This is a genomic window from Oscillatoria sp. FACHB-1407 (assembly GCF_014697545.1).
Classification (GTDB): Bacteria; Cyanobacteriota; Cyanobacteriia; order Elainellales; family Elainellaceae; genus FACHB-1407.
Genome location: NZ_JACJSA010000005.1, coordinates 318,121 through 336,401, shown reverse-complemented (window position 1 = coordinate 336,401; position 18,281 = coordinate 318,121). Strand labels below are relative to the sequence as shown.

The following is an 18,281-nucleotide window of genomic DNA, read 5'->3' as shown; positions in this document are numbered from 1 at the left end:
GAGTCAAACCCTAAAAGGATTTCGCCAGAAACCTATCAACGATGGAGATAGGTTTTGAGCACACAGGGCTGCAATCGAGAGAGAACTATATACCACTTATTCCGCGTCCACTCACTCAATCAGGAAATCTTGGAAAGGGAATGATTTTTGTCGTCAGTGAAATTTCGGAGTTTACGATGTCGGACGCCCTAAAACGCTTATTACCTGAATTAAAACATTACGTTTTCTATTAATTAATCTCGACTTCAAACGACTTAAGCCAAACTTCATCAAAACTTTAACCAAATATGCAAAATTACGGGCTGGGAATCCGGAGAAAACCGAAACCAGAAGAAAAAAGAAATGAGATCTGGATGAGGTATTGTTATGAGTCAGGCAAGCCTTTTTGATATTAGTCAAAAATTAGTAAAAATCATTGAAACGAAAGACGCAGAGCGTGTAAGACACTGGTCAAAAGTTTTGGAAAAGCAGAAAAACCCAATGGTTACCGTTGAGGTATTTGCTCTAATTCGTCGGCAATTGGCTCAGAAGGATGAGAATTTAAACCTTTGGTTTCAAACCATTTATTTCGAGGAATATAATCCCGAAGTGAAAAAATTGTGGCTTGATTTTGTCGATCTTTGTAGCCTGAGTCTTGAAGAAAAAACGCAAATTGGCTAATGCAAAATCTTTGATCGACTTGTGATGTTTTCTACTATTTTTGATCGCTATCATCAGTAGAAATAAAAGCCTGGAAGATAGCTTCCAGGCTTGTTTTTTAGCTTTAATCAAATCAAATTTGTCTGGGTTAAACGATTGGAACTCTGTCCTATCCATAGGCGACAGTAAGGGCATTTTGCGGAGTATCTATACTCGATTCGGTTCCTCAATCTATTGCCATCCTATTGGATTCATGAAGAAGTCTGGGATGGGGGCAATGGTCAATGGTCAATGGTTAATGGTTAATGGTCAATGGTTAATGGTTAATGGTCAATGGTCAATGGTCAATGGTTAATGGTCAATGGTTAATGGTCAATGGTCATTGGTCAATCGTTTCTGGTCATATAAATAATGACGAATGCCGCATGAAAGAGTAGATTTCACGATCGATTTAGGACTGCTATGTATGCCATTCTAAAGGGGTGTGATGGGCAAGGGGCGTTAACCTCCTGACTGCCTGACAGATGTATGAATTTCGTAGGGGCGTTTCGCGAAACGTCCCTACAGCAGGGTGCGTTTTCAAAATCATACCTGCGTTCAACAATGCCCCAAATTCGATACAGGGTTGTTTCCAGCGTGTGAGAACCAGGTACTGGGGATTCTCCCTTAAATCCCCATTGGGGGATGCCACTGCCTCCCTCCTTCAACTTCTGGTCAATCACTTTGTGGGCGATCGGGTTTCTCAGAAACAGGGAACCCCCTAAAATATTGGATGTTGAGATACCTGTTTTAATTCATGACTGCTTTTGCAAAACCGTCTCCTCGATTGGCATCCCGCATTGTAAACGGTATTTTGTCGATTAAGCCGTTGGCAGCGTTAGCCAAAAACCGGGCACGCAATATGATGATTCAACGGGCAGAGTCGATTGGTGTGTACTGGCGACAAGAGGTACAGACGTTGCGATCGCGCCAGAGTGAGGCTGAGTTCTCCTCAGATTGGGAGACGGAGCTAGCCACTATCAAGAATCCAAACTTGATCTATCCCGACTATTACCTGAAGTCATTTCACGCCTATGAGGAAGGAAATTTAGGGTGGGAACCTGCGATGGAAGTAGAAGTAGCGGCTCATGCGGTTCATGCGCGAATCTGGGCAGAGGCAGGAGCTAAAGGGGATGCCTGGTTACGGCAGAGTTATCATGCGGCGTTGAAGGAGCACTTGACCTCTGACCCACAGACGATTCTCGATGTCGGATGCAGCGTTGGCATGAGCACGTTTGCCATGCAGGCAACCTATCCTCAGGCGCAGATTACCGGAGTGGACTTGTCGCCTTACTTTTTGGCGATCGCCCAATATCGGGCTGAGACGCGCCCCACGACCGACTCACCTAAACCGACCTGGCTGCACGCTGCGGCGGAATCGACGGCTCTACCGGAGGCATCTTTTGATCTGGTATCTGCCTTTTTGATCTTTCACGAGTTGCCTCAAACGGCTGCTGTAGCGGTGTTACAAGAGGCGCGGCGAGTACTCAAACCCGGTGGTTATGTCGCATTGATGGACATGAACCCCCGTTCTGAGATTTATGCCAAAATGCCACCCTACATCCTGACCTTGCTCAAGAGCACAGAACCCTATCTCGACGAATACTTTGCCCTCAATCTGGAGCAAGCGATCTACGATGCGGGGTTTGAGTTTCCCAAGGTGGTGTGTAATAGCCCCCGTCACCGCACTGTGATTGCTCAAGTTCGCTAACCCAGACCCCGACTTAGGGCATCGGTTGAAGCGTTAAGGTGGCTCAAGAGCCGGAGATCTCATATTTCAGGAGAATCTGATGAGTACAATCACCCAATTGCCGATTCCAACTCACTTTGATCCCTACAAAGTGGGGGAGGTCTGGCGTGTGCCTTACCAAACGCGAGCAATCGAGGCGAAAGCCTGGGCAAACCAACAAGGGCTAACCCCGGCGACCGACGATCGCTTCCGCGTTTGTTTGCTGGCGATCGATGTGCAAAATACTTTTTGCATTCCGGGGTTTGAGCTGTTTGTGGGTGGGCGATCGGGCACGGGTGCGGTAGATGACAATGTGCGATTGTGCGAATTTATCTACCGCAATCTGGGCAAAATCACGACCATTGTGGCGACGATGGACACCCACAGTGCCATGCAAATTTTTCACTCGGTGTTTTGGGTGAATCAAGCCGGAGAGCATCCCCCGGCAATGACGATGATCTCCCTGGAGGATGTCGAACAGGGCGTGTGGCAGGCAAATCCGGCGATCGCCCCTGATGTAACGCAGGGTAATGTGGAGCGGCTCCAGGCATACGCACTGCACTATGTGCGCCAATTGAACCAACACGGCAAATATCTCCTGACCGTGTGGCCCTATCACTCCATGCTGGGGGGCATTGGTCATGCGCTGGTGTCCTCGGTGGAGGAGGCTTGCTTTTTCCATGCGATCGCTCGCCAGAGCCAGACCCAGTTTGAGATTAAAGGCGGCAATCCCCTGACCGAAAACTATTCGGTGCTGAAGCCGGAGGTGCTGATCGATCACGAAGAACAGGCGATCGCCCAGAGCAACACCCCACTGCTCGAAAGGCTGTTGACCTACGATGCGGTCATCATTGCGGGACAAGCCAAGAGTCACTGCGTCGCCTGGACGATCGATGATCTGTTGACTGGCATTCAAGCAACTGACCCAGTCCTGGCGCAAAAGATTTATCTGCTGGAGGATTGCACCTCCCCCGTCGTCGTTCCCGATGTGGTGGACTTTACTGAACAGGCAGATGCGGCATTTCAGCGATTTGTCGATGCGGGGATGAAAGTGGTGCGATCGACTGACCCCATAGAGCAGTGGGCAGGAATGCGATTCTGATTGGCTCCACAGTGTAGGATCGCTAAAGGTTTACTGACATTGCGATGATTACTGTTGCACTTCCCAAAGGCGGGTTATTAGAAGAAAGCATTCGGCTGTTGAAGGTGGTTGGGCTGGATTTCAGCGCGTTTCTCGATTCCAGCAATCGCCAGTTAGAAATTTGGGATACGTCCCATACGGCTAAAGCCTTGCTGGTTCGCAATTATGATGTTCCTGTCTATGTGGAATATGGGCAGGCACAGTTGGGTATTGTGGGCTATGACATTTTGCGGGAGAAGCAGCCCAACGTCGCTCATTTAGTCGATTTGGGGTTTGGACAGTGCCGCATGTCCGTTGCTGTGAAAGCAACCAGTCCCTATCGTTCAGCCCTGGATCTGCCTCCTCACAGCCGTGTCGCCTCAAAGTTTGTTAACTGTGCTCGCGAATATTTTCAGAGCCTCGATTTGCCTGTCGAAATCGTGCCGCTCTACGGGTCGGTTGAGTTAGGACCAATCACCGGAATGTCAGAGGCGATCGTGGATCTAGTCGCGTCTGGACGTACGCTCAAGGAAAATAATTTGCTGGAAACCGATCGCCTGTTTGAGAGCACTGCCCGACTGATTGCTCATCCCCTGAGCTACCGCCTCGATCGCGACGGATTGCAAGATCTGATCGAGCGCATTCGAGTGGAGACACAGGGAGTGGTGAGTAGGGAGTAGGGGGTGGGTTATAGAGTGTGGGAATTTTGTATATTCGCTCACTAAATTGAGAACACTTTAAAATAGAGCAGACCCTCATCAACCCTCCAGCATGACCAGTGCATCTTCCTCAAATGAGGAACGCCGACCCCCTCGGCAAACCGATTGGCGACTGTTGCGGCTTCTAGCTCCCTACGCCCGACAAAACAAGCGATTACTGGCGATCGCCCTTGTTCTGTTGATCCCGTTGTCGATTGCCGAAGCCATCCAACCGATTCTCGTGGGGCAGGCAATTTCTCTAATCCGCAATGAGCCTGTCCTATGGTTTTTGCAAGGGCAAACGTTAGCGAGTGGATTAAACCTGCTGGTGCTGCTGCTGATAGCGACGATCGCCGTTCGGCTAGCTGTCGATGGTTGGCAGGGCTACATGGTGCAAAAGGTTGGGCAACGCATCACTGCCAATATTCGGGATGACCTGTTCTATCACGTCACTTCCCTTGCTGCGCGATTTTTTGACCGGACTCCGGTTGGACGGTTGATTACTCGCCTCACCAGTGATGTCGATGCGCTGGGCGATGTGTTCTCTACAGGGGCGATCGGCATTGTCGGCAACCTGTTCTCCATGGTGGTTATTACAGTCACCATGTTTACGCTGCAATGGCAACTGGCACTGATGCTCGTGAGCCTGTTGATTCCGGTGACGGGGCTGATTGTTTACTTTCAGCGGCAATATCGCACTGCCAACTACAGAGCACGGGAGGAGCTATCGGCACTGAACTCCACCTTGCAGGAAAACATTACTGGCATCAATGTTGTCCAACTCTTTCGGCGGGAGCAGTTTAACTCTCAGTTGTATCGCACAATCAACCAACGCTATGTCACTGAAGTCGATAAGACGATCTTCTATGACTCTGCGGTGTCAGCCACATTGGAATGGATAGCACTGGCGGCGATCGCGGCTGTGCTCTGGGTGGGGGGCGTGCTCGTGCTGCAAGATGCCCTCAACTTTGGGATTCTGGCATCCTTTATTCTCTTTGCTCAACGCCTATTTGACCCCCTGCGAGAGTTTGCGGAGCAATTCACCGCCATTCAAGCCGGATTCACGGCATTAGAGCGAGTCAGTGACATCCTCAATGAGCCAATCGAAATCCGCGATCCAGAGCGATCAGACCACGTAGAAGCAGCAACCCCTCGTACAGCAGGCGAAATTCGCTTTGATGGCGTTTGGTTTGGCTACAAGCCCGATGAACCTGTGTTACGCGACCTCAACTTCATCATTCGTCCGGGCGAAAAAGTGGCATTGGTAGGGCCGACCGGGGCAGGCAAAAGCTCGATTATTCGCCTCCTCTGCCGACTGTATGAAGTGACGCAGGGGCGCATTTTGCTAGATGGCATCGATATTCGTGATTTGCCTCAAGTCGAGTTGCGCCAACGGATGGCAGTCATTCTGCAAGATGGCTTTTTGTTTGCAGGCGACGTCAAGAGCAACATTACATTGGGAGAAGAGTATCCCATCGAAGCGATTCGGGCTGCCGCTGAGCAAACGAACGTTGCTAGTTTTATTGAGCAGTTGCCTCAAGGGTATGACACGCTATTGCGACAACGGGGCACCAACCTGTCTGGAGGACAAAAGCAATTAATCGCCTTTGCCCGTGCCGCGATTCGTGATCCGCACATCCTTGTTTTGGATGAGGCAACCGCTAATTTGGATGTGGGTACCGAAGCGATGATTCAGCAAGCTCTAGAGCGGTTGTTGGTGAAGCGAACAGCGATTATTATTGCTCACCGTCTGTCAACGATCCGCAGTGTCGATCGCATTCTGGTTTTGAAACAGGGGCAGTTGATCGAGTCCGGGAGCCACGAGGAACTCCTGGATCAAGGTGGGTTATACGCCAGCTTGTATCGATTACAGATGTTAGAGAATTAGGATCAATACGAGATGAAGCGGTAAAAATTAGTTTTGCGTATTTGCATAATTTCACGGTGATCAACGTCTAAAACAATAGCTTGTGTAGCTCCTTATGATAGGAAGAGGGTAAGCTGATGTACTTGATCTATCGTGGCATTCGTTACGAGTTACCGTCCTCTGTCTCCCAGAAGCCTTTGCCAGTAGGCAGTTCTCACCAGTTTCAGAGAAATCAAGTTGCAGTACCACGTCTAGTGATGTTGCAGTATCGAGGGGTGAGTTATGCTCGTAGAATTACGGATCTATCTCAGCAGCCTCCTGATCCAGATCTAGAGTCTTTTATCGCTGCCTTTTGGGCGATTATTAATGCTTGAGAATAGTTTGCGCTCTGGCTAGTCGATAAAACAGCAAAATGCCGCTAAAACTAGCGGCGACATCTGTCATGCTGACAGTGCGATAGGGTGATAAGCCCTGCAATGTCTCGTCCACAATGACGATCGCCCCAATTAGGGTTGGTCCTAGCGGGAGTGAGTATCTGCCGATAAAAAAGGTGCGCCCTCGCAGGGCTAAATGACTTAAGTAACTGGCAATTCCCAACAAAAAGAAGTGTCCCAGGGTGTCATAGGCAGGGATGGCATCGAGTTGGGTTGGCAAAATCCGGAGATAGGCAGCGACAGTAATAACCACCAAGATCAGCAGGTACAGACAAAACGCGATCGCCCATTGTTGGTCAAACCACGGATCTCTCTGATCAGTCATGACTTATATCTCCTAGTGACGAAGCAAACTGGAACTCGATGACACTTGTGCCTGTAGCTACTTTCCCTAGGACACGGTAGAACAAGAGACTTAAGCCTCTTGTTGATGATGGACTTTGAATTGTCCTAACGGTTGTGGCTACGTCTATAAACTCAGGGAGATAGCCGTCGCTACTTGGTTTAGGACGGGGTTGGGAGCGCAGCCCCCAGATCCTTTCTGCCCTAAATGAAGTGGCGATAGCTATATTAGAACTCGATCGAAAAACCGTTTAACCCTTGCTGTGCATTATTACACTGATGCTATGGGTGATCCGGTCAGTATTTCTACTGAAAAATGAAAAACTTTTCAGTCGAGTAATGGCTTCATGTTGCTTTACTATGCTATTTGTCATGGATTGAATCGTGACATTCATCTCAGGCGATCGCCCTATTGCACCTTTTAGGATGGGGATATCAAACGGTTATCCAGAAAGGAGATGATGCGATGAAACCGATGATGAAACCCGCAACGGTGTTGACTGGAAGTGTAATGGCAGTCGTTGGATTTGCTGCCGGACTTGCCGTTGCCCTTCATCCGATGACGGTTCAGGCTCAAAGCCCGACCCCTATGGAGCAATGGTCACAGGTCTTAGAGGAACTCGATCTCACACCAGATCAACAAACTCAGCTTGCCCAAATTCGGGAGAATACTCGATCTGAGTTAGAAGCCCTTTTAACCCCAGACCAGCGAGAGCAATTTAGAACAACTCTGCAAAATGGCAGTAGCTTTCGATCCGCAGTCCGGTCAATGAATCTCTCGGAGGATCAGCGAACTCAACTGCGCTCCATCTTTCAATCTACCCAAGAGCAAGTCACCGCCATTTTGACGGAAGAACAGCGTCAACAAGTGCGAGAGCTGATTCGATCGCGCATGCAACAACAGCAGTAAGTGACACGGTTACCAACCGGAGCCATTTTCTAACGCTGGACTGACGATTTTCTGGTAAGGACGTTTCACAAAACGCCCCTGCTCAGGCTGTCACGCCATTTTCAAGAATCGGTATCACCGTGCATCAGGCAATATCCAAACTGCTACGGCTGTAGCGGTTAGTTTCGCCTGCGTGAAATGAACGACGAAGCTCAATCCCAACGCTAGTTCGGTTTAAGACCCTGGCGAATAAATTCGCGGCTACTGGAGCCAAGTCTGCCTTCGCAGACTACGGAAAATCCAGGGTTAGACGAACCAACGCAGGTCAATTGTGTTCCGCTAGCGGCGGTTTCAACCGCCAAAATCCTGATCCGAATTTACGTTAATCCACTGCTCAACTGCAAAAGGAGTTCTTTAATGGCTACTGCAACGAATGCCCGTATTAATGCTCGACGTGCTGCTCGACTGTCTGAGATTCAGAAGCAAAATATCCGCAAATTGATCAGCGATGTTCAGGCGAGTGTGGATAATGCTCCGTCTGAGAGCAGTGTGGCAGACCTTAAAGCAAGTGTGAAAGCTGCCTTTAGCGATCGCACCATTACCCGCACTGAATTTAGGGCGATCGCCAGCGATGTTTTAGAGGTCGTCGAGAGTGCTGGAGTTACCCCAACTGAAGCTCGCACCATCTTCTATGACTTGCAAAATATTGCTCAAGCATCCCGCTTTCCCAGAACCAACGACAATGTGACGGGCACCGACGGCAATGATGTCATCTGGACTGGATTAGGCAACGATACGCTGACGGGGGCAACGGCGACCGATTTTGGCGTGGGAGATGTGGATACTCTCTGTGGCGGTGGGGGACAAGACACCTTTGTTTTGGGAAATGCCTCAGCTGTCTTTTATGACGATGGCAACTCCGTTACACCGGGATTAAACGACTATGCACTGATTGTGGACTTTAACCCCACGCAAGACAAAATTCAACTCAAGGGGACGGCTGAAAATTACACCGTTGGGGCACTGCCGGAGCAGTTGGGCTTTGCTGGAACGGGCATCTATTACAAAAATGCGACTGGAAGCGGAACTCCTGAACTGATTGGAGTTGTCGCTGGGGTCAGCATTACCGATTTCAATAGTGGATTTACCTTTGTGTAATCTCAATTTTCTGGGGAACGCGAGGCTTTCATCAGGGCGTTTCGCGAAACGCCCCTACAGATTCGCTTAACAGGATTTCACGGGGTGTGGCATCGGCAGTTTTGTGAGGGTGTGGCATTTGGCAGTTTGGCTTTGCAACTTATTCATTAATTGCCGACTAAATGCCGCACCCCGACCCGGTCTTTTTCTCTCTTCTTTTTTTCTCTCTTCTCTCTTTTTTTCCTATGCTCTTCTCTCCGCCTTCACCAACCAAGGTTCAACGGTTTCTCGATCTGATCGATCGCCTCTCTGATGCTCTGGGGGCTAGTGTTCCGCCGTTTGTCAATTTAGAGGAGTTGCGATCGCTCCCGGTAGGTACGCTGGGTCACGCCTGGGCGGAGTCACTCGATCGCCATCATCTGGCTCCCTTCACCACTGGACCTCGCCGCAAGCAATTACACGATGGCATCCATGTGTTGACGGGTTACGGCACTGACCCCATTGGCGAAGCTGAGGTTCAAGCGTTTTTACTGGGGTCAAAGTTTCGCCCGGTGCATCTTGTCTTAGGGTTGGGGTTGCTAAACGCGATCGCTCACCAACATCCTTCGTGGCAGATGGTGAAAACTCGTCTGTGGAATGCCTACGATCGCGGTCGGCGATCGAGCTTTGATGTGGATCGCTGGGAACCAGAGCACCTCTGGAGCGTTCCATTAGAAGAGGTACAACGCTACTATCGTCTCTAACACAAGACGGATTTGCTGAAGCGATGAAGCCTGAAATGCTAAGCTTTGGAGAGCATTAGCTACATCAGTAGATCATGAACACGTCCGTGGGCAAGACGCTGCAAGGTGGAAAATATACCCTGGATCAGGTATTGGGACAGGGTGGATTTGGCATCACGTTTAAGGCAACCCACCACTATTTGGGGCAGATTGTCGTTATCAAAACGCTGAACCAGGCAAATCAGCAAGACCCCCAGTTTCCGCGCCTGGTGCAGCAATTCCAGGATGAGGGGCGACGACTGGCACTCTGCATCCATCCCAACATTGTGCGGGTGAATGATTTCTTTATGGAAGAAGGCATTCCCTACCTGGTGATGGACTATATTCCGGGTCAAACCCTGGAGGCATTAGTGATGCCCGATCGCCCCCTTTCTGAAGCGATCGCCATCCATTACATTCTGCAGATTGGGGCAGCCCTGCAAGTGGTGCATCAAAACGGTATGTTGCATCGGGACGTGAAGCCCCAAAACATTGTTTTGCGGCAGGGGACGCAGGAGGTCGTCTTAATCGACTTTGGCATTGCGCGAGAGTTTACCCCCGGTGTTGCTCAGACTCACACCAGCATTATCTCAACGGGCTATGCTCCGGTGGAGCAATACATCTCCCATGAGAAACGCACTCCCGCAACGGATGTCTATGCCCTGGCAGCAACACTCTATACGCTGTTGACGGCCTATGTTCCGGTGGCGGCAATTTTGCGCGATCGCCAACCCATGCCTGCTCCCCGCGATCTTCGCCCAGAGCTCAGTGCCGCGATCAACCAGGCTGTGATGCGGGGCATGGCAGTCGAGGTGAAATATCGCCCACAAACAGTTGCGGATTGGCTAGCGTTGTTACCCAGTGCGGATTCTGTAGCGGTTGCGCCTCAACTCCTCGATGCCCTGAATGGAGGGAATGGAGCCAACGGAGCCAATGCAGCGGTTCCTGCTCCGGTTGCCGATCCGGTTTCTCATATGGCAACAGTAGCGATCGCTCCCCGTGCGCCTCAGCCGACGCCCCCGGTTTCTCCGACGCCGATTTCCCCGGCTCCTCCGGCTCCCCCAGTGCAACGAACATCGCCTGTTGCTCCGGCACGGCGTGGTCCTTCGCGATCGCTGTTTGTCATTTTGGGATTGGTTGTGATTGCGTCGATTGCGATTGCGGCGATCGCTGCCGTTTGGAATCAGACCCGGCAGGTGCCCGAAACGGCTCTCTCCCCAGACCCACTGCCCTCTCCAGAGAGTGAATTACCGTCTGTTGAGCAACCTGAGGAAGTGCCTTCGCCAGAGGCCAGCCCAGAGGAAAGCCCCTCAGAACCGGAGGTTGTTCCTCCACCCTCGCTGGGACCGATCTCAGTGGAGGAAGACAACCCGTCCGAGAATTCAGAAAAGAATGAACCCCAACCGGAACCAGAGCGTGGCAATGGCTCAGAGCGTCCGAGTATTCCAGGAGTACCCGTTGGGACAAGCGAAGATGAAATTGTCGGATTGTTGGGCGAACCCAATCGCGCTGGAGATGGCTACTGGCGCAACACTCGCACGGCTCTGTATGATGTCATTCCCAACAAAGTGACGCTGGCTTACATCTACGATCGCGATACGAGTCGAGTGCGTCAGAGCGAAGCCTCCTTTGCTCAATCGGTCGATCCGTTGACGATGCAAGTCACACTCAATGGCATGTTGGGCGGACGATTAACAGAAGACGTGGAGGATGCATTAAAACGGGTGCGAGAACGTGACTCGAATCGCTACACCTTTGAATCGAACGGACTGGAAGGCATTATTGAACGCAATAATCGCGATCGCATTTACATTGCTGTTTGGGAAGCCGACTTGCATTAAGGGTGTGACCTGTGATCGCAAAATCGTTGAACTCACCCACAAAACTGGCGATCGCCTTTGGTAGTGGGGCTTTGATGGGGTTAACCGTCGCCCCAGGCAACGTCTGGTGGTTGGCATGGGTGGCGTTAGTTCCCCTATGGGTATTGATTCGGACACAGGCAATCGACTCTAGTATCAAGTTCAAACGGGTCTGGCTCTATCCTCTGCTGTGGGGCTTTGGCTTTCACGGTGTGGGCATCGCCTGGATTCGCGATTTGCATCCCCTCACCTGGATGGGTGTGCCCTGGTTAGCGAGTGTAGCGATCGCGCTATTTGCCTGGGGGTGTATCACCCTCTGGGGTGGGGCGTTGGTCAGTTTCTGGGGGTGGAGCTTTCGCTTTTGCCTCCGACGTGGAAAGGTGGGGCTACCTTACGGCGATACATCCAACCTATCGGTAGGGTTGCCACTGCTATCGGTCTTGCTGGGTACGGCGTTGTGGTGCCTGACCGAAGGACTCTGGAGCCAGTCTGCGCTGTGGTGGACATCTCTTTCGCTGACACAAAGCCCTCACGATCTGCTGATTTTGCATCTGGGGCAAGTCTCTGGACCGAATGCCGTTACGGGGGCGATCGTTGCCATCAATGGGTTGCTGGCAGAAGCCTGGCTGTCTTACTCAAGTTCTTCAAGAAGTCGGACAAAAGGGTTATTGGCGATCGCCCTAACGCTCTTCCTCACGCTACATGGCATCGGGGCATGGCTCTACACCCGTCCTTTAGTAGAATCTCCCAACTCGCAACTCAGCATTGGTATCATTCAGGGCAACATTCCCACTCGCATCAAACTGTTTGAGGAGGGCATTCGTCGTGCCGTCACCGCTTATACCGACGGTTATCGTTCGCTCGCTGCTCAGGGAGTTGATGCCGTACTCATGCCCGAAGGCGCATTCCCCTATTTCTGGATGGGCATGAATCGGTCGCGCGATCCCTTCTACCAAACGATTTTGCAAGAAGGAGTCCCGGTCTGGATTGGCACCCCTGGATTAGAAAACGGCAAAGTGACGCAGAGCCTGTTCACTCTATCAGGCACAGGCGAAATTATCAGTCGCTACGACAAAATTAAACCCGTTCCACTGGGGGAATACCTGCCCTTTGAACCGATCCTGGGTAGAGTCATCAGTCGCTTGTCGCCCGTTGAGCTATCGATGATCCCCGGCTCTCGCAACCAACACATTGACACTCCCTTTGGTAGGGCGATCGCCGGAATTTGCTTTGACTCCGCCTTTGCCTACATCTTTCGAGATCAGGCAGCAGCAGGAGGTCAATTTATTCTCACCGCCTCCAACAATGACCCCTATGGAGCCGCAATGATGGCGCAACACCACGCTCAGGATGTGATGCGAGCCATTGAGAGCGATCGCTGGGCGGTGCGTGCTACCAACACAGGCTTCTCAGGACTCGTTGATCCCCACGGCAGGACGATCTGGATCTCTGGCTTTAGAACCTACGAGACTTACGTCGCCACTATCTATCGTCGCCAAACCCAAACGCTCTTTGTCCGCTGGGGGGATTGGTTGACACCAATGCTGTTGGCGATCGCGGGAGGGGTGTTGATTAAAAGGATGAAGGATGAAGGATGAAGGATAAGAAAGAAGAGAGAAAAAAGAAGAAAGAAGAACTGAATAGCGGGATGGCTTTCCTGATACAGGCGTGAGCGAGACGCCCACCCTCCTTTTAGGCAAATCATCTCAACCAGTGCGAGCATCTTGCTCGCGGCTCATTCATCCCCAAGATCAGCAACACCTTTAGCCTTTATCCTTTAGCCTTTATCCTTCTTTTCCTCTCTCATCCTTCATCCTTCTTTCCCCCCTCTTATCCCTTAGCCTTCATCCTTCCTTTTTCTCTCTTCCTTCTTCTCTCTTCCGTCATCCCTTCCCCCCGGTAAAGGTTACGCCTTCGATGAAGTAACGGTTGAAAAAGGCGTAGATTGCCAGTGCAGGTAGGGTGAAGACCATAGAGGCTGCCATGATGTAATTCCAGTAGCTGATGTAGGTGCCCTTAAAGCTGTTTAAGCCCAGCGGTAAGGTGAACATTTCTGGATCAAACAGGATGGCCACAGGCATCAAAAAGTTATTCCAACTGCCCATAAAGACAAAGATCGCTTGAGCCGCGAGGGCAGGTTTCGCCAAAGGTAGGACAATGCGCCAAAAGATGCCAAACCGGGTCAAGCCATCGAGTTGAGCGGCTTCCTCTAATTCACGGGGGAAGTTGATGAAAAACTGTCGCATCATGAAGATGAACGTGGCGTTGACCATTCCCGGAACAATCATGCCCTGATAAGAGTTGAGCCAACCCAGCGTTTTGAGAATCAGGAATGTGGGGATCAGGGTGATTTGCGCTGGAATGGCGAGCACGGCCAGGATCAGGAAAAACCAGAACTGCCTGCCGCGAAAGCGCAATCGCGCCAGAGCATAGCCTGCCATCGAGTTAAACAGCAGATTGCAAACGGTGACACTCACGGCGATCGCCAAACTATTCAACAACCAGCGCAAAAACAACGGCTCTTGAAAGATATAGCGGTAGTTTTCGAGGGTGAACTGCTGCGGTAAGAAATTAGGTTCTCCACTGGCAATCTCCGACAATGGCTTGAAGGAAGCAGATAACGCCCAGAGAAACGGGATCAGCGTCAGCACAGCGTAGACAACCAGCCCGACATATACCAATAGCTTGAGCCAAATTCCGGCACCCGATTGAGCGGGAGCAGAAGGAGAACGGCGAGCAGCGATCGCCCTTTGCTGAGGTCGAACGATTGGAGTTTTAACCACGCTGCTCCTCCCGAAATAGCCGACGTTGCAACAGAGTTGCCGCAATGATGACAGCAGCTAATAGGAAGGCGATCGCTGCCCCATAGCCCAACTGCAAATTGCGGAACACCGCTTGATAAATCAGCAATACCACTGTCAGGGTCGAATTATTGGGACCTCCTGTGCCATTGGAGAAAATGTAGGACTGGTCAAACAGTTGAAACGTGCCAATCACGCCCATTGTGACCACAAAAAAGGTGACAGGCTTCAGCAGTGGCAGGGTGATATGCCAAAACTTTTGCCACTCGCCCGCTCCGTCAATATCGGCGGCTTCATACACCGTCCGGGGAATGTCTTGCAGGGCGGCCAGATAGATCACCATGAAATAGGGAGCCGTAGACCAGATATTCATCAGCATGATGCCTCTGAGGGCGATCGCCGGATCGCCTAACCAGTTGTAGGTTGGCAACCCCACAAACGCCAGAGCATCGTTGAGCAGCCCGTTGGTGTTGTAAAGCCACATAAAAATCAGCGTCAGCACGGCTGATGAGGTGACTGTGGGGATGAAGTAAATCACCCGCCACCAGCCTTTTCCGCGAATTCCAGAATTGAGCGTTACGGCTAACCCCAGAGCCAACAGCGTTTGTGCTGGAACTACGATCGCCACGTATTCCACCGTGTTTTGCAGCGCGATCCAGATGCGATCGTCCTCGACTAATCGCGCAAAGTTGCGAAAACCGACGAATTCGTAATCGATCTCGCCTAAAAGCTGCACTTTTTGGAAAGACAGAAAAATGGCGTAAACAATCGGCAACACCACAAACGTTCCCAGAACAATCAGTGTGGGTGCCATAAATCCATACCCGACTAAGCTCTCTTGAGTGTGCCGTTGCAATTGCCCACGCATGTCAAGAAATACAAACCTTTTCTGATTTCTGATTAAAGATCATTCTCTCGTAGGAGGTTCAATTGCCTCTCTATCTTTGAACATAACTCTATTAGTGTGATTAGGATTACACCAGTCTGTGTTATGAGTTCGATTGATATTTTCTTTAGTTGAAAATTAGGTAGGAGACGTATATTTACGGCAAATACACTACATTATTTTTTGCTGTTACTGGCAATATCAATTTCAGTGCTGTTTATCTACAGCAACACAAAAACTTAAAAAGCTGTTATCCTGTTTCCTCGCCCCCGCTTACTGCTTTTTAATTCGGTCGAATTTAATTCTGTTCAAACTTCAAGCAAGTTCCTTCATCGATCCACAACAATGAAACGACTAAAGTATTTGTTTACCGCTTTGTTCAGTGCTCTTTTAACAGTAGTGATTGTGGCTGGATGTGGTTCCCAACAGCCCACTGACACTGCAAGCCCTGCTGCTGGTACTTCTCCTGCTGCATCACCTGCCGAGACGTTGGTTATGGCAACCTCAGCAGACTACCCCCCCTATGAATTTATTGATACATCGGGTGGTGAAGAAAAAATTGTTGGGTTTGATGTTGATATCGCGAACTACATCACCAGTCAGTTGGGTTACGGCTTAGAAATCAACAACATTGACTTTAACGGCTTAATTCCGGCGTTGCAGTCTGGACGGGCTGATTTTGTCATGGCAGGCATGACCCCGACTGAGGAACGCAAACAAAACGCTGACTTTTCTCAAATCTATTACACGGCTCAAAATACTATTGTGGCGAAGACTGGTAGCAATTTGGCAGATACTACAAGTCTCTCAGGGAAGCGAGTTGGCGTACAGCTAGGCTCGATTCAGGAGGAAGCCGCAGGTGAAATTGAGGGTGCGAACGTAGTCCCCCTCAACCGGATTAACGAGATCATCCAGGAACTCAAAGCTGGACGGATTGACGCTGCCATCGTAGAAAATACCGTTGCTCAAGGTTACATCGAAGCAAACCCCGATCTTGAGTTCAACACAATTCCTCCAAGCGGTCCGGCAGGCTCGGCGATCGCCTTCCCCAAAGGCTCCGAGTTAGTAGCCAAGTTTGACCCCGTTCTGACTCAGATGATCGACAGTGGCGAAATTGACAAACTAGTCACAAAGTGGTTTGGTGACCAGCAAGCTGCACCCGCTAGCTAAACGAATCTAATCGGAGGATCGAGATCCCTGGAATTCAGGAAGTTCTGGGGATCCGACCCCATTCAACATTTGAAGCTACATTCGCTACATCTATGGGCGATCGCTCTGCGCTAATCTGCATTAGCGTCATTTTTACGTTTGACACATTAATTCACATTTAGAATCCAACTCATGGAGTTTTTATCGTTCGATTGGATTACGCTCCTGTCTCAAGTGGCATCTGATCAGGTACAGCGTGGTCTAAATCTTGACTTCACTAAAATTGTCCCCTCGATTCCTTTTATCTTGCAGGGGATTCTAGTCACACTACAATTTACGTTGTTGTCCGCATTCTTTGGGTTTACCTGGGGGACGGTGCTCTCACTCCTCAAAATCACAGGTGTTCCTGTGCTCAATGCTTTTGCGGTCGCTTACACCTCAATTTTTAGAGGTACTCCGCTGATTTTGCAGCTTTCGTTGGTGTACTACGCAACGCCTCAATTGTTGGGATACACCATCTCTGCCCTCGAAGCGGGAGTGATTACCTTCGCGCTCAACTCGGCAGCTTACAGTTCAGAAACGATTCGGGGTGGCATTCTAGCAGTTGACAAAGGACAGCGCGAAGCTTCGATGTCGCTGGGGGTGCCCTACCCACAAATGATGTGGGATATCATTTTGCCTCAAGCGTTTAAAAACATTTTGCCTGCACTGGTCAACGAGAGCATTGCTTTGCTCAAAGATTCGGCTCTGGTGTCTGTGATTGGGGTTTTAGATATCTTGCGGCGTAGTTCGATCGTCGCAGCTGAAAAATTTATCTATTTCGAGCCGCTGATTTTTGCTGGAGCGATTTATTACATTATGGTTATGGGTTTGAGCCTCGCAGCGGAGAGATTGGAAAGGAGGATGCGCCTCAGTGATTAGAGTTGAGTTTTTATGTAAATCCTTTGGTAAGTTGGATGTCTTAAAAGACATTTCGACTGAGATCAAAAAAGGGGAAGTGGTTGCCATTATTGGGCCATCTGGTTCTGGTAAATCCACCATGTTGCGGTGCATTAATTTGCTAGAGGTACCAACACGGGGCAGGGTTTATATCGCGGATAAGGATATTACTCATCCCAAAACGGATATTTCAGCCGTGCGGCAAAACATTGGCATGGTGTTTCAACACTTCCATCTGTTTCCGCATAAAACAGTTTTAGAAAACATCACCTACGCTCCCCTCAAAGTTAAGAAACTCCCAAAGAATCAGGCTTGTGACAAAGCTTATGAACTGTTGGAGCGGGTAGGTTTGTCTGAAAAAGCGCATGTATACCCATCTCGGTTGTCTGGTGGGCAAAAGCAACGGGTGGCGATCGCCCGTGCTCTGGCTATGGAACCGGAAGTGATGTTGTTTGATGAACCGACCTCTGCTCTTGACCCTGAAATGGTGAAAGAGGTGTTGGAGGTTATGAAAGACCTCGCCACAACTGGAATCACTATGGCAATCGTGACCCACGAAATGGGCTTTGCTCGCGAAGTGGCGAACCGGATTTTGTTCTTAGATCAGGGTAAATTGGTGGAAGACCTGCCCCCCCATGAATTCTTCAAGAACCCTCGTACTGAACGCGCCAAGCAGTTTCTCGAAAAGATGCTGTAGAGCCTAACTAGCGGGCTTTCGCTTGCTGTGCGCGCCATCCCAAAATCATTGCCATCGCAACACTGGGTAAAAATACACTAACCAACACGCCTCCCGTCGATGCTGAGATCGGCAGATGGGGGGCGATGTATTTAATGGCGATCGCCCCTCCCAGTGAGATCAAAAACAATTTTGTGATAAAGCCCAATTCACTTTGCATATGGTTTAAATAGCAGTCAATCTCCAATCGTCATTAGTCATCCATTATTTACCATTTGTCAACCATGGTTAGTTTGTAGAACCTAACCGCACTCCT

18 protein-coding genes are annotated in these 18,281 nt (G+C 50.2%); 14 read left to right on the top strand and 4 right to left on the bottom strand.

Going from position 1 to position 18,281, the window contains the following annotated elements; translation table 11 throughout:
- Positions 1 to 366: 366 nt before the first annotated feature.
- The 6 genes from H6G89_RS11100 to H6G89_RS11075 all read left to right on the top strand — a co-directional run bounded on the left by H6G89_RS11100 (position 367) and on the right by H6G89_RS11075 (position 6,466).
- Positions 367 to 660: a hypothetical protein gene (locus H6G89_RS11100; protein ID WP_190506005.1), complete on the top strand. Its 294-nt coding sequence runs from the start codon at positions 367 to 369 to the stop codon at positions 658 to 660.
- Between the two features lie 775 nt (positions 661 to 1,435).
- Positions 1,436 to 2,389, top strand: coding sequence for a class I SAM-dependent methyltransferase (locus H6G89_RS11095; protein WP_190506003.1), 954 nt, complete (start codon positions 1,436 to 1,438; stop codon positions 2,387 to 2,389).
- A 79-nt stretch (positions 2,390 to 2,468) separates the two neighbouring features.
- The gene (locus tag H6G89_RS11090) at positions 2,469 to 3,509 is read left to right on the top strand and encodes an isochorismatase (protein WP_190506001.1); all 1,041 of its coding nucleotides are present in this window, start codon (positions 2,469 to 2,471) and stop codon (positions 3,507 to 3,509) included.
- 44 nt (positions 3,510 to 3,553) lie between these two features.
- On the top strand, positions 3,554 to 4,207 hold the full coding sequence (gene hisG / locus H6G89_RS11085) for an ATP phosphoribosyltransferase (protein WP_190505999.1): 654 nt from the start codon (positions 3,554 to 3,556) through the stop codon (positions 4,205 to 4,207).
- A gap of 91 nt (positions 4,208 to 4,298) precedes the next feature.
- Complete coding sequence (locus H6G89_RS11080; RefSeq protein ID WP_190505997.1) at positions 4,299 to 6,113, top strand: ABC transporter ATP-binding protein; 1,815 nt, start codon at positions 4,299 to 4,301, stop codon at positions 6,111 to 6,113.
- A gap of 116 nt (positions 6,114 to 6,229) precedes the next feature.
- Positions 6,230 to 6,466: a DUF4278 domain-containing protein gene (locus H6G89_RS11075; RefSeq protein WP_190505995.1), complete on the top strand. Its 237-nt coding sequence runs from the start codon at positions 6,230 to 6,232 to the stop codon at positions 6,464 to 6,466.
- On the opposite strand, the gene H6G89_RS11070 is transcribed toward H6G89_RS11075, so the two are convergent.
- Positions 6,456 to 6,851: a VanZ family protein gene (locus H6G89_RS11070; protein WP_190505993.1), complete on the bottom strand. Its 396-nt coding sequence runs from the start codon at positions 6,849 to 6,851 to the stop codon at positions 6,456 to 6,458. The two genes, H6G89_RS11075 and H6G89_RS11070, sit on opposite strands and share 11 nt — an antisense overlap.
- A gap of 483 nt (positions 6,852 to 7,334) precedes the next feature.
- Between H6G89_RS11070 and H6G89_RS11065 the strand changes: the two genes are divergently transcribed.
- The 5 genes from H6G89_RS11065 (at position 7,335) to lnt (ending at position 13,112) form a co-directional block, all read left to right on the top strand.
- Positions 7,335 to 7,778, top strand: a complete 444-nt coding sequence (locus H6G89_RS11065) for a Spy/CpxP family protein refolding chaperone (RefSeq protein WP_190505991.1) — start codon at positions 7,335 to 7,337, stop codon at positions 7,776 to 7,778.
- Between the two features lie 396 nt (positions 7,779 to 8,174).
- Positions 8,175 to 8,915 (top strand): hypothetical protein, encoded by a 741-nt coding sequence (locus H6G89_RS11060; protein WP_190505989.1) that lies wholly within the window; start codon positions 8,175 to 8,177, stop codon positions 8,913 to 8,915.
- A 224-nt stretch (positions 8,916 to 9,139) separates the two neighbouring features.
- Complete coding sequence (locus H6G89_RS11055; RefSeq protein ID WP_190505987.1) at positions 9,140 to 9,637, top strand: hypothetical protein; 498 nt, start codon at positions 9,140 to 9,142, stop codon at positions 9,635 to 9,637.
- A 74-nt stretch (positions 9,638 to 9,711) separates the two neighbouring features.
- Complete coding sequence (locus H6G89_RS11050) at positions 9,712 to 11,496, top strand: serine/threonine protein kinase (RefSeq protein ID WP_190505985.1); 1,785 nt, start codon at positions 9,712 to 9,714, stop codon at positions 11,494 to 11,496.
- Between the two features lie 11 nt (positions 11,497 to 11,507).
- Positions 11,508 to 13,112, top strand: coding sequence for an apolipoprotein N-acyltransferase (gene lnt, locus H6G89_RS11045; RefSeq protein WP_309229783.1), 1,605 nt, complete (start codon positions 11,508 to 11,510; stop codon positions 13,110 to 13,112).
- Positions 13,113 to 13,397: 285 nt separating this feature from the next.
- Here the strand turns inward: lnt and H6G89_RS11040 are convergent, their stop codons facing one another.
- Complete coding sequence (locus H6G89_RS11040) at positions 13,398 to 14,297, bottom strand: carbohydrate ABC transporter permease (protein WP_309229781.1); 900 nt, start codon at positions 14,295 to 14,297, stop codon at positions 13,398 to 13,400.
- A complete protein-coding gene (locus tag H6G89_RS11035) occupies positions 14,290 to 15,183 on the bottom strand; it encodes a carbohydrate ABC transporter permease (protein ID WP_190505983.1) in 894 nt (297 codons plus the stop codon). Before H6G89_RS11035 ends, H6G89_RS11040 begins: the two co-directional genes overlap by 8 nt.
- A 363-nt stretch (positions 15,184 to 15,546) precedes the next feature.
- Between H6G89_RS11035 and H6G89_RS11030 the strand changes: the two genes are divergently transcribed.
- The 3 genes from H6G89_RS11030 (at position 15,547) to H6G89_RS11020 (ending at position 17,986) form a co-directional block, all read left to right on the top strand.
- The gene (locus H6G89_RS11030) at positions 15,547 to 16,371 is read left to right on the top strand and encodes a transporter substrate-binding domain-containing protein (RefSeq protein WP_190505981.1); all 825 of its coding nucleotides are present in this window, start codon (positions 15,547 to 15,549) and stop codon (positions 16,369 to 16,371) included.
- 171 nt (positions 16,372 to 16,542) lie between these two features.
- Entirely contained in the window at positions 16,543 to 17,271 is a 729-nt protein-coding gene (locus H6G89_RS11025; RefSeq protein ID WP_190505979.1) for an amino acid ABC transporter permease, read from the top strand.
- Positions 17,264 to 17,986, top strand: a complete 723-nt coding sequence (locus H6G89_RS11020; RefSeq protein WP_190505977.1) for an amino acid ABC transporter ATP-binding protein — start codon at positions 17,264 to 17,266, stop codon at positions 17,984 to 17,986. The genes H6G89_RS11025 and H6G89_RS11020 overlap by 8 nt, the downstream gene beginning before the upstream one ends.
- 7 nt (positions 17,987 to 17,993) lie before the next feature.
- Here H6G89_RS11020 and H6G89_RS11015 read toward each other — a convergent pair whose 3' ends face one another.
- A complete protein-coding gene (locus tag H6G89_RS11015; protein WP_190505975.1) occupies positions 17,994 to 18,185 on the bottom strand; it encodes a hypothetical protein in 192 nt (63 codons plus the stop codon).
- Positions 18,186 to 18,281: the final 96 nt, after the last annotated feature.